General features: G+C 65.8%; 8 protein-coding genes. 2 read left to right on the forward strand and 6 right to left on the reverse strand.

The window, feature by feature from the left end:
• Positions 1-56: 56 nt before the first annotated feature.
• The 3 genes from ACFYTE_RS19185 to ACFYTE_RS19195 form a co-directional block, all read right to left on the reverse strand.
• Entirely contained in the window at positions 57-1,706 is a 1,650-nt protein-coding gene (locus tag ACFYTE_RS19185; RefSeq protein ID WP_388711385.1) for an extracellular solute-binding protein, read from the reverse strand.
• Between the two features lie 140 nt (positions 1,707-1,846).
• Entirely contained in the window at positions 1,847-2,773 is a 927-nt protein-coding gene (locus ACFYTE_RS19190) for a carbohydrate ABC transporter permease (protein ID WP_388711388.1), read from the reverse strand.
• The gene (locus ACFYTE_RS19195; protein ID WP_388711620.1) at positions 2,770-3,624 is read right to left on the reverse strand and encodes an ABC transporter permease; all 855 of its coding nucleotides are present in this window, start codon (positions 3,622-3,624) and stop codon (positions 2,770-2,772) included. Before ACFYTE_RS19195 ends, ACFYTE_RS19190 begins: the two co-directional genes overlap by 4 nt.
• A gap of 826 nt (positions 3,625-4,450) precedes the next feature.
• Between ACFYTE_RS19195 and ACFYTE_RS19200 the strand changes: the two genes are divergently transcribed.
• Both ACFYTE_RS19200 and ACFYTE_RS19205 read left to right on the forward strand, forming a co-directional pair.
• A complete protein-coding gene (locus ACFYTE_RS19200; RefSeq protein ID WP_388711391.1) occupies positions 4,451-5,404 on the forward strand; it encodes an AraC family transcriptional regulator in 954 nt (317 codons plus the stop codon).
• Between the two features lie 195 nt (positions 5,405-5,599).
• A complete protein-coding gene (locus tag ACFYTE_RS19205; protein ID WP_388711394.1) occupies positions 5,600-7,780 on the forward strand; it encodes a SpoIIE family protein phosphatase in 2,181 nt (726 codons plus the stop codon).
• 33 nt (positions 7,781-7,813) lie between these two features.
• Here the strand turns inward: ACFYTE_RS19205 and ACFYTE_RS19210 are convergent, their stop codons facing one another.
• The 3 genes from ACFYTE_RS19210 to ACFYTE_RS19220 form a co-directional block, all read right to left on the reverse strand.
• On the reverse strand, positions 7,814-8,998 hold the full coding sequence (locus ACFYTE_RS19210) for a type III polyketide synthase (RefSeq protein WP_388711397.1): 1,185 nt from the start codon (positions 8,996-8,998) through the stop codon (positions 7,814-7,816).
• A gap of 257 nt (positions 8,999-9,255) precedes the next feature.
• Complete coding sequence (locus ACFYTE_RS19215; protein WP_388711400.1) at positions 9,256-10,797, reverse strand: nucleoside hydrolase-like domain-containing protein; 1,542 nt, start codon at positions 10,795-10,797, stop codon at positions 9,256-9,258.
• A gap of 81 nt (positions 10,798-10,878) precedes the next feature.
• Positions 10,879-12,417 (reverse strand): nucleoside hydrolase-like domain-containing protein, encoded by a 1,539-nt coding sequence (locus ACFYTE_RS19220; RefSeq protein WP_388711403.1) that lies wholly within the window; start codon positions 12,415-12,417, stop codon positions 10,879-10,881.
• Between the last annotated feature and the right edge of the window lie 168 nt (positions 12,418-12,585).

Here is a 12,585-nt window from a genome sequence, read left to right on the forward strand (position 1 = left end):
CAGGACAGTATTGACCTGCGAACGCAGGACGTAACGCTGCGCGCATTCACCGCGGCTCACTTCGTCGTGTTCGCCGCATGCTCCTCGGCATACTCCTGGGCGGTCTTGTCGCCACCGCCGGAGTTGAACTTCTTGACGGCCGAGTCCCACGCGCTGACGGGCTGCCGACCGGTGACGATTCCGGTGATGGCATCGTTGATCTCCTGACGGAGTGTGGCACCGCGCGTCGTCCAGGTCGCCGAGCGCAGACCCTTCGACGGGTCGTCGAGCATCTTGGGGCAGACCTTCTGCTCCCACTCATACAGGGACCGGACGCCGGCTTGCGCACCGGGAACGTACAGCACCTGCGGGGCGTCGCACAGGTAGTAGAAGGGCAGGTTGGTGATGTTCTCGGTGTTGCCGAGCGTGGTCGGCGTCGGATCCCCGTCCTTGCTGAACGTGAAGTGGACGCCCTCCACGCCGTAGTGCATCAACTGGTACTCCTCCGTGCCGAACGGTGAGGCGAGGTGGTCCAGGACCCGCAGCACCGTCTTGACCTTCGCCTTCGACAGTTTCTTGTTGATGACGGTGTAGCCGGAGAGGCCGGGGCTGGACCAGGCGCTCGGGGTGATTCCTTCGGCGACGTACGGGACCATGGGTACGGCCTCGAAGTCCTGCACCAGCTTGAGCGTGGTCAGGTACGCGCTGAAGCTGTCCATGTAGGACTGCACCGTGCCGTTGTAGAAGCGCGTCTTGAGGTCGACTGATGAGATCGAGGGAGAGTCCGGGAAGTACAGACGTTCCTTCCACAGCGATCTCAGGTAGGAGAGCATCTCCGTGAAGTGGCCGCTCTCATAGTAGGACGTGAATTTGCCATCCGATGCGGACCAGGTGTTGGGTATTCCGTGGGACTGCGCGTGTGCGATCCAGCCGAACGGCCAGTCCTTCGATGCGCCGGTTCCGTACTTCCTTCCGCGTGTGAGCGAGGAGAGGGCGTGGGTGAAGTCGTCACGGCTGAATCCATCGGCCGTGTATCCCTGCTGCTTGAATTCCGTTGCGTTGATCCACAACGCAGCGCTGGGCCTGGGGCGTTGGATCGGAATCCCGTAGATGCCGCCGCGGAACCGGCCCACCGCCTGCCATGAGGTTGTGGGGAGGTTGGCCAGATTCGGGTAGTCCTTGATGGCATCCCCGGACAGGAACTCCGAGAGGTTCGTCATGGTCTTGAGGACGAACTCTTCTTCATGAGCGACGGTGTTGTTGACGATGTTGAGGATGTCGGGGAGGTCGTTGCCCGCCATGACGGTGGACAGCTTGCTCTGGAAGTCCGCAGCCGGCACCGGCGTGAAGTCGATCTTCACTCCGAGCGCCTTCTCCATGGCCTGCCAGTAGCGGTTCTGGCCCTCGGGTTTCGGTACGACCCCGTATGTGATCGTCATGACCTTGAGCGTGGAGCCATCGCCCGGGATGTCGGAGGTGCCCTTGGTCAGCTTGGACGGATACGACAGATAGGCGTCCTGCACTCCCGTTTGCGGGCTGCCCTTGAGTTCCGGTGTGGGCCCGGCCTTCGGGATGTAGGTCGGCCAAGGCGCCAGTTCGACGCCCCGGTTGGAGATGTCGCCGGCCGAGCCGGAACCGCTGCAGGCGGTCAGCAACGAGGGGGCGGAAACCGCGGCGGAGGCCACTCCGATGGAGCGCAGCAGGGAGCGGCGTGAGATGTCTGGCACGGAAGTGGGTTCCTTTCGGGACGAGCATCGAGCTGCAGCACGGCGCGCTCGCTGACGGAGATGGCTGCGGCGAGAGTGGAGGACGGTTCTCGCTCTGCGCGCGGGCAGATGGGACCGGGGTCGGCTCTCAACGGCCCGGATCAGCTCTTGATGGCGCCGGTGAGTACGCCCCTGGCGAAGTACTTCTGCAGGAACGGGTAGGCGAGGAGGATCGGGACGGTCGCCACGACCAGCACGGCCATCTGGATCGTCTGTGGGGCGGACATCGCGGAATCGCCTGCCCCGTTCGAGTCGCTCAGCTGGGCGCCGCTCAGCACGTAGGTACGCAGGACCTGCTGCAGCGGCCAGTGGTCGTCACTCAAGTAGATGGAGGCCTGGAACCAGGAGTTCCAGTAGGCGACGGCGTAGAAGAGGGCGACCACGGCGAGTGCGGCCTTGGACAACGGCAGCACCACGGAAAGCAGAATCCGGACGTTGCCGGCGCCGTCGAGCCGGGCGGCTTCGTAGAGTTCCTCCGGGATGGACTGGAAGAAGCCTCGGAGAACCACCAGGTTGAAGACGCTGATGAGCATCGGCGCGATGAGCGCGAGGTAGTTGTCCAGCAGTCCCAGGCTCTTGACCATCAGATAGGTGGGGATCATTCCCGGCGGGAACAGGAAGGTGAAGAGCACCAGCAGCAGCACCGGCTTGCCCCCGAACACCTTCGGCCGGGCCAGGGCGTAGGCCAGCATGACGGTGCAGGCCATGCTGGCGGCCGTGCCGAGGAGTGTCACCCCGATGCTCACCCAGAGGGCGTGCGTCACCACGGAGCCGCTGAAGATGTCCCGGTACGCGTCGAGGGTCGGGTTCTCGGGCCACAGCACCCAGCCACCGTTGTCGATGACCTCCTTGGGGGAGGCCAGGGAGGTCGCGATCACCAGCAGGAAAGGCACCAGTACGAGGACGGCGATCACGGCCAGAGCGATCGCCTTTGCGGCCAAGGTGATCTTGCGGGGCTTCTCCATCCACGCCGGGCGGCCGGGTCGTTTCACTCCGCGGCCGGCGCGGGTCCCGAAGACGACGCTCATTTGTACACCCCTTGCTCTCCGAGACGGTGCGCGACCTTGTTGGCGGTGAAGACCAGGACCGCTCCCACGACTCCCTTGAAGAGCCCGGCTGCCACGCCGTAGCCGAAGTTGCCGCCGACGATGCCCTTGTAGTACACGAAGGTGTCGATGATCTCGGCGGCCTGAGCGCCCACCGCGTCACGCTGCAACAGGATCTGTTCGAAGCCGACGGACAGGATGTCGCCGATCCGCATGACCAGCAGCAGAAGAACGATGGGGCGGATGGCCGGCAGGGTGATGTGCCAGAACCGCCGCCAGGGCCCTGCCCCGTCGATCGCCGAAGCCTCGTAGAGCTGATCGTCGACCTGGGTGAGAGCGGCCAGGAAGATGATGGTGCCCCAGCCACAGTCCTTCCAGATCACCTCAAGGACGGTGAGTGGTTTGAAGAGTTCGGGATCGCCGATGATGTCGACGGTGTGCAATCCGGCTCCGGAGAGCGCCGAGTTGAGAACACCGGTGGCGCCGAGCATCTGCTGGGCCATGGCGACCACGATCACCCAGGACATGAAATGGGGCAGGTAGACGATCGATTGGACGACTCGTCGCAGAGTGTTCGATGTGAGACTGTGCAACAGCAGCGCCAAGGCCAGCGGCGCCGGGAAGAAGAAGACCAGCTGCAGACACGCTATCTCCACGGTGTTGAGGGCAGCGCGCCAGAAATCGGAGTCGCCGAACAGGTCCGTGAAGTTTCTGAAGCCCGCCCAGGGGCTGCCCGAGAACCCGTTGAAAGGTATGTAGTCCTTGAAGGCGATGATGTTCCCGAAGAACACCCCGTAGTGGAAGACCAGGAAGTACATCACTCCCGGCACCATGAGCAGCAGGAACGCGCGGTCTCGCCAGATTCGGCGGAGCGCCCTTGAGCCAGGGCGTTTTCGTCGCGGCGGTGGGCTCTGGACCGTACCCGACTCCTCGGGCACGGCGGCGACCTCGCTGATGCTCACCACGGTTCGACCTGTCCTTCTCGGGAGGGCGGCCGATGAAGACCCTCGGGATCTCCAGCCGGCCGCAATTCATGTCGGTGACACTTGGCGCGTGTGTGATTGTTCGGGGTGTGACGTCCCTCTTGGCTCACGGAATGGACAGCTTCTTCCGTCCCTCTGCGGCCGGACCAACACCTTCTCACCGGGGGTCGCCCGGGGCGGGGAGAAGGACCAGTAAGCGGCGTGGTGGGACCGCCGGGTCCCCGCCATTCAACCCGAACAACTCAGCCACATCACGGAGTGGAGGTTGTTCACCAGTACGTAGTGGTACAGACTCACGGCGGTGACGCTAGTCACCGACAATGCGGCCCACCATGGCGGGGATTGAGCAAAAGTAGGACGAAATTGCCCGTCCGCCGGAGTGGGGCATCATGACTCGCTCCGGTAGGAATCACTCTGCGGTGGCCAGAAGTTGAGGACACACCGAGCGGCATGCACGGCGGGCGGACGGCGTCCCTCCAGCATCTGAGGGCACAGCGAGTGTTCCGAGGGATGCCCGTAGAAACCGTCGACCCTCAGCAGCAGACCGTCGACCGGCCCGGGCGATACGAAGCCGCCGGAAGTTCTCGGCCGGACACCGTTGCGCGATCCCGACGGGGACTGTATTGAAGAGTCGAGCCGAAACTGTGCGGCCTGGCCTGAGGGAAGCAGGACAGAATTGACCAGCGAACGAAGGAAGCCCCGCTACGAGCGCGCCACCGTGTTCAATCCGGACGGCCTACCGGTCTGGGCGGACCGCCACCGTCTCGATGCCGACGTGGCGGCGCACGACCATGACTTCTTCGAGATCGCGCTCGTCACCCAGGGCCACGGTGTCCATATCGCAGCCGACGGCGACCACCCCATCGGTCCAGGAAGCGTCGTCGTGATGCCGCCCAACCAATGGCACGCCTACGGTGAGTGCGAAGATCTCACGGTCTTCGACAGCTTCATCACTCCTGAACTGCTCGACACCACCCTGTCCTTTCTCGATGCCGAACTTCCGCTCATACGGGCCGTGAACTCGACGAGCCTGCCGCTGCCACAGCGTGTCCAGCTTCCGCCCCGTGACGTCAGCATGGCGATCGGTGAACTGCACAGCATGACCGACATGACCGCACAGCGCTCGCGTATGCAGATCGTCGGGCACCTACTGATCTACCTCGACATCCTCAACCGTGCCTGGTCCGGCGAGCACGCCATGCACCGACGTACGCTTGCCCCGCTCCATCCAGGTGTCTCGCGAGCCGTGGAGCTGCTGGAAGCCGACCCGGGATACCCCTGGACTCTCGCCGAGCTGGCCGGGGAGGCCGCTACGGAGCGCACCTACTTGGTGCGTCTGTTCCAACGCGACCTGGGAATCCCGCCCATCGCATACCTCAACCGGTTGCGCGAGCAGTACGCGGCCCGGCTCCTCGTGCAGACCGACCAGCCGATCGCTCAGATCGGGGCACAACTCGGCTGGGAGGACGCCGCGTACTTCGCCCGCCGGTTCAAGTCGGCCTACGGCCTCAGCCCCTCGGCCTACCGGAAACGTGCCCACACCGGTGAGACCCGCTATCACTCCACGGTGGTCCCCGAACCCCGGCTGCCCGTCAGCGGTGCGCGCTTCGACGTAAGACCGGTCAGCTAGCGCCGTGACCGCATGAGCAGCAACATCACAGCCGACCGTTACCAACTGTTTGTGTTCTTTTACTCACCTTTACCCCTTCGGTGAGCCGGGAATTTATGTTACTCATGAGGTGTGCGGTGAGGATCTCGGAGCTTGACCGCACGGACTCGGGATTACTTTCCGGCACGTGCCGGAGTCAGCGAGCTGGGGAGCTGCATGGACCCCACACCCTCCTCTTCCTCCGCTTCGCCCTTCGACATGGTCAGCGACGCTCTGGCGGATTACATCCCGAGGGCCGGGACAACGGCGGCCGAAGGCCCTGCCGAATCACCGGCCGAGCACCCCGCCCGTCGGTCTTCAGGCACCAGTGGGGAGAACGGAGGTCGGGAACAGATCCTCGGGGCGGTCAACCTCGACCGGGATCTGAGGATCACCGGCTGCAATCTGGAGGCTGCTCCCTTCGCGGGGGTGAGTGTCGCGTCAGGGGCCGCTTTCACCGATCTGCTGCCACCCGGGGACGTACCGACGGTGACGCAACGGTTGCAGAGGGTTCTTGAGACGCGAGAAGCGCACGTCGCCCGGGTCCAGCGTCTGCGGCGGGCCGACGGGACGGATCTGGTGGTCTCGATGAGCATCCTGCCGGCCGCACCGCCGCGGGAAGGTCTGACAGTCTCCCTGATCGCCATGGCCAAGCGGCTGCACCTGTACGCCTCCGCGACCGCGATCGGGACGTCATTGGACGTCGGGGAGACCGCGTTGTCCCTGGCCCAGGCCCTGCTGGCATGGGGAGACGTAGCCGCCGTCGACCTGGATTACGCCGTATGGACGGGCGAGGCGGTCACCGAGCAGGCGCAGGAGCGCATCCGGCTGCGGCGGGCGGCCCTGGTGCCGGACCGGGCCTGGCCCGAGGGGTACCTGACTCCCGGGGACAACCTTCCCCGCGAAGCGAGCCGTCTGCTGGCCGGTGCGGTCATGCGCGACGACATGCCGCAGGCCATCGTCATTCCCGACCGTGAGGCGATCGAGCAGGCACTGCTCAACGATCCGCGGCTGGTGCGCGCCCTGGTGCCCGGCAACCGGCCGGTGAGTGTCGCCTGCATACCGCTGGTCGTGGACGGACCGGAAGGCACGCCCGGACCCATCGTGCTGGGCATGACGGAGGTCTGGCGGCGCCCGGAGCGCCCCTTCCGTGCCGGCGAGCTGCTCGACTTGCAAGAACTCGTGGCCAAGACCGCCCGTCATGTGGACCTGGCCCGGCAGCATCAGCGTGAGCACGCCCAGGTCCTGGCGCTGCAGCGCCGGCTGCTGCCGCGGGCCGGCAGCGACGCCATCGAGGTCGCCAGCGTCTATGAGCCCACCACCCCCGACAGCGCGGGCGTCGGCGGTGACTGGGTGAACAGCTTTCCGCTGCCGGGTGACCGTACCGCGCTGGTGGTCGGCGACGTTGTGGGGCACGGTCTGGGGGCCGCGGCGGCCATGGGCCAGCTGAGCATGGAGGCCCGCGCGCTGCTGTCGGCGGGGATGGGCCCCGGAGAAGTGCTGGAGCGTCTGGACGAGACGGTCACGCTCCTGGACGACACGGACACGGGCCTGGCTGCCGGATACAGCGCGCTGGGCTCGACGTGCTGCATCGCGGTCTACGATCCGGTCGACCACCGGGTGGTGATGTCCAATGCCGGCCATCTGCCCCCCGTCCTCATCCATCCGGACGGGTCCGCCGAGACCGTCACGGCGCAGCCGCATCCGGGCCTGGGAGCCGTGTTCGCCGTGCGGGAGCCGTTCGACGAGCATGAGTTCGCCGCACCGCCCGGCTCCCTCCTCGTCCTCTACACGGACGGTCTGGTGGAGGATCCGGCAGCCTCGATCGACGACGGCATCGGCCGGTTGACGGACGTGGTGCGCGAGGTGCATCCCTGGGACGATCTGCAGCAGGCCGCGCGTCGCGTGGTCGCCGGTCTGGCACCGCAGGGGCGCCTGCGCGACGACATGACCCTGCTGCTCGCCCGTATGGCCGGCCGCCGCAGCCGGGACACCGCCACCTGGCACCTGCCCGCCCGCGATGACACCGCCGCCCGCAGCCGCGCCTTGGCCTCCCCCCTCCTGCGGCGATGGCACACCAGCGACCAGACCCGGGACAGTGCGCTGCTGGTGATCAGCGAACTGGTCACCAACGCCGTCCGGTTCGGCACCGGGCCCGTCACGGTACGGCTGGTGAAGGCCGGGAGCCGTCTGTCATGCGAGGTCGGCGACACCGGCAATGTCCGGCCGCGCATGCGCCGCGGTGAGCCACTCGACGAGGGTGGGCGTGGCCTGTACATCGTCCATAAGCTCACCACACGTTGGGGGGTGCGGTGGACCAACACCGGCAAAGCCGTCTGGGCGGAACTGGAGGCGTAGCGCCCGTGCCGGAACGAGAGCGGCGAGCCTCGGCTACAGCCACTCCCCCTCCACGGCCGTGGCGGTGAGCCCGGGCGCGGCCGCATACAGCACCGTGCGACTGCCTGCCTTCTGGCCGGCGTCGTGCGCGCGCCGCAGTATGTCGAGCACGGCGGCACCGCCGCGGTTGCCCGTGGTGTAGCTGTCCCGACTGTAGGCCAAAAGCCCCGCCGGCCAGCCGTCGGGCATCGTCTGCTCCATGTACTCCAGCACCCGCGTGCCACCGGGGTGCGCGAGCAGCAGATCTGGATGCCACGTGTGCCCGTCGTCCTGGTGGCGCACGCGCAGCCACTCCCACATCGCGGCGACCGTCTCCTGCACGGCGCGCGGTCCACGGCGGTCCATCACGAAATGCGTACCGTCGGCCCGCGTCTCCAGTCGGTGCAGGTCCGCGGTGCCGGGCAGAGTGTGATGCCAGACCGCATCCAGGCGCAGGACCGACTCCGCTCTGGGGCGGCCTGTGACCACCACGGCGACGGCGGTATCCGCGAACAGCAGCCGGACGATCAGCGATTCCAGCGTGTCGTCGGCGGGCTGGTAGGTGGTGCTCAGCGCCTCCGATATCACGACCAGCACCACCCGGTCGGGGTCCGCGGCGACCAGATCGGCCGCCAGCGCCAGCGATCGGGTGCCGGCGATGCAGGCCCACTGGGTGGCCGGCAGCAGCAGCACGTCGCTACGCAGCGGAAGCCGGTTGAGCAGGGTCAGGTCCAGCCCCGGCAGGGCCGGGGTGGTGGAGTGACTGGTGATCAGACAGTCGACGTCGGCGGTATCCAGTCCGGCGATCCGAAGGGCTCCACGGGCTGCGCGCTCCCCGTAGGTCTGCACGACCGCCCAGGCCGGCGCGGTGCGCTCCTCGATGGTCTGCGGCGCCGGTATCGCCTCCAGTGCGGCGATCACGCGGTTCACCTCCTGGTCGGTGAACCCGCCGCCGGCCAGTGCCGCACGGGCGGGGCCGGCGCCCAAAGTTCGCAGGCCGCTCCCGCTGCTGGGCGCGGTGGCTGTCTCCAGCGGCAGCATCCAACCGCGGGAGGTGATCCCCGTACTCGCGGCGATGCCGTCGATCCGTCGCAGCCACGGCGCCTGCGGATGCCGGCTTCGTACCTCCGCCAGGATCTGGCCGGTCTCCACGACATGTTCGCCATGTAGTACGACGGGAGGGCACAGGTAGGCGCCCATAGTACGCACCTTTCTCCGAAAACCCATGAATGGCGTGAAGTGTCCGAAACCTGCCTGATTGGGCAGGCTAGGGCCAAGTCGCCTTCATCGCACTCTACTTCGCGCTCGCCTTCCCTTGGGCCGTATCACACATGCACGAAGTCATGCGGGTTCAAAGACCACTCCGGCCGCGCGCACAAGCGGAAGGCGGCCCGGTGCACCAGTGGTGCGCCGGGCCGCCTGTCGGCTACCGCGACCGACCTGCTACCTCAGGGTGGTCAGACAACGGTCACGACGACTCGCTGATAGGAGGTCAGCCCGCCATCGTCCGTCACCGACAAGACGAAGTGCACGGTCTGGCCGACCTGAGCGTCGGCCGGAACAGTGACCTTCGCCAAGGAGAAGTTGCCGTTGCGCGCCTCAGCCACCCGCACGGGCGTCGTACCGTCATAGGTGTCGGCATCGGCATACCGCCACCACTTGGCCGTGAGCTTGTTCTTGTCGGGATCGCTGATCTTCGCGGTCAGCGAGATCTTCTCTCCCGGCTTCGCAGTACGGTCGAGCCGCCCCTGGACGTTGACGATCGGCTCGTGGTTGGCGTGCTTGTACTTGTCCGTGACGGTCCACTTGAGGCGGGCGGCGAAGTCCTCCTGGGCCGCGCCGAACCATCGAGCGCTCGCGTAATCGGTTGACGGCGCGCCGTTCGTGCCGATGTCCGTACCGGCGCGACCGCCCCATCCGCCCCAACTCGGGTCAACGTCTGCCCGAAGCCCATTCTGGATCAGGTTCATATAGATGGATGTGTCTCCCTCGGAGATCCACGATCCCTTCGCCTGCGGGGGCGTCCAAACGATATAACCCATGGCCTTCAACTGCTCGGTGGTGAGGCCTGAGAACCCGAAGTAGTCGAAGATATCGCCTGGCACCATCTGCTCTCCGTCGCCCCACACCCTGTAGAACTTCCCGAACGGACCGACGCCGGACACGTTGGCCTTGGTCCATTCGGTGGACAGGTATTTCGCATCGCCCGGCAGAACGGCGGAGCGCGCTCCGTAGCCCCAGATGCTGGTGGACATCTGACGGAACTTCACGTCGGGCCAGTTGGGCTGAATGTACTTGCCGTACATGCCGTCCTGGTCTCCGAATGACTGAATGACGGCCTTATGGGACACCTTGCGGTAAACATCCGGCCATTCGGGCGTCCCGAAGTACTCGTCCTTGATGGACTTCAGTGCACGCGCGATCGTCGACTGCCCGGCGCCGGTCAGCAGATAGACCGGCTTACTGGACTTGTCCAGGAGAAGGCGTCGGATGAGGTTCGACCCGTCGGAGTCCTTAGAGATGTCCCCATCGAACTCGATGTTTCCGTTGAAGATCTTCGAGCGCAGGTCCTTCGGTGCCGGATACCCGTTGGCATGCTTCTTCAGGTTGGGGTAGACCTTCGCGTAGATGTCCACGGCGTCGTTGATGAATCGCTCGCCAGGCTTCCAGCGCCATGATTCACACGGGCAGAGGTTCAGTCCGAAGCGCGTGTACTCGCGTCCGGGCACAAACCACTTGGTCCCCTTGCCGTCGCCGGCCCAGTGGACTCCGCTGCTCGCGTACACCAGCCCCTTCGTATCGAATTCGTTGCTGTAAAGCAGATACCGCACGACGGTGTTCTGGTCGTCGAGTTCCGGATCGTTCATCAGGACGATGCGCGGTTTCTCCTGCTTCCCCTCGCCGGAACCGTCACCTCGCGCTAGTGCGGGTGACGCAGTGCCGGCTCCGAAGAGTATGGTCATCAAGACGACCACGCCAAGCGCGTTGGCAAGACGCATGGGCCGGCGGCTGGACGGCGTGCATCTGAACATCCTTGCTCCCTTCTGGCGAATCCGTTGAGTCGGCCGACTGGCCGACTGCTATTTCTTGGAGACGGTGACGACCACGCGCTGATAGTGCTTGAGCGCGAGAGTGCCGTTGTCCTTGGCCTCCAGGACGATGTGGATGGTGGATCCGGGCGCGGCATCGGCCGGCACGGTGAAGGACACGTTGCGCGTGTCCGTCCCGGTCAGGGCGACGTCCCCGGGGTAGGTGTCGGCGTCGGTGTACTGCCACCACTTGTACGACACGCGGTCACCATCGGGGTCTGTGGCACTGCCCCTCAAGGTGATCTTGGCTCCGGGTCTGGCAGTGAGGTCGGTGCCGGGCTTCACCGAGGCCGTGGGGTTGTGGTTCGCGTCGGCGTAGGAACGCGTGCTTCCCCACGTGGCGCGGGCCGCGAAGTCGTTCTGGATGTCTTCGACCCAGCGAGTCTGGGGATAGTTGCGGTCCGCTGCGTTCCCCGTGTACGGGTTGGCGTCGGACGTGTCGATCCACCCGGATGCGTTGGGTGTGAAGCGCCCGCCCCATCCTCCGTATGCCGGGTCCTCGGAGGATCGCAGCCCGTTGAAGTCCAGCAGGTGCAGGAACGCGGGCGAGTCTCCTTCAGAGATGAAGTCGTGGACGTCGTAGCCGGCGTTCTGATTCGCGGAGCTGGATTCCGGGCGCCAGCGGTTGTTCTCGTCGTCGCCCGGGGTCGGGTTGCCGTCCCGGTAGGTGCGGTACTGCTCCAGCAGGGGTCCGTGTCCGTTGAGGAAGTTGTTCTCCATGTACGGGGCGCGGAGTGTGTACTGGAAGGGTTCAGGGACGGTCCTCTTCCACAGGTAGGCGAAGCTCCAGAACTGGGACTGGTTGTCGATGACCTTGACGTCCGGCCAGTTGGGCTTGATGTAGTCCTTGAGGGTCGCGTCCTGTTCGAGGATGTTGTAGAGCACCAGCTTGTTGCTGACCTTGCGCTGGATGGTGGACCACTTCTTTGTGCCCTGGTACTGCTCCTGGATGGACATGAGTGCACGAGCCACGGTGTTGAGTCCGCCCCAGGCCTGTACGTAGAGCGGCCCCGGCTTGTCGTCGAGGATGGCCTCCTTGATCAATTCGGACCCGGCCGTGGGCTTGGAAGTGTCGCTGACATTCTCGATGTTGCCGATCTTGTACAGCGAGCGGAGCCGGGCGGGGGTGGGGTAGCCGTCCGCGTGCTTGCGCAGGTTGGGGTAGATCTCGGCGTACCGATCGAGGTAGTCGTCGACCCATTGGTCCCCGGTCCACCGGTACGGCGCCACCGTGTCCCCGTTGCCCGCCCAGTGGAACCGCGAGCTGGTGAGGACGATTCCGGCGGTGTCGAACTCGTTGGAGTAGTAGAGGTATCGGATGAAGGAGTCCATGTCGTCGACTTCGCCGTCGTTCGTCAGGATGACCCGCGGCTTGTGGTGGTGCTTGGGTCCGGCCGATGCGGCATGGGCGCCGGCGGAGGTGGTGGGCGCTGCCTGGGCCACGGTCGGCAGGACGGCCGCCGTGAGGGCGACCAGGATCGCTGTCGAGAGCTGACGCCGTCGGCGAGGTCTCGGGCCATGGATGTGCATGTGCCTCCTCTTGATTTCTCACGATGCGGGAGAGTGAGGTCTCCTGTGGCTCTGACGGTTCTGCGGTGACGTGCGAAGCATGGGGGGCGTTTCGAGCCCGGGAGCTGATGGTCGGATCCGCATGCACCGGCAACAGGCGGGCCGCGGACTCGTAGACGGGCGGTCGGC

This window comes from Streptomyces sp. NPDC004629 (assembly GCF_042873595.1).
Taxonomy (GTDB): Bacteria; Actinomycetota; Actinomycetes; order Streptomycetales; family Streptomycetaceae; genus Streptomyces.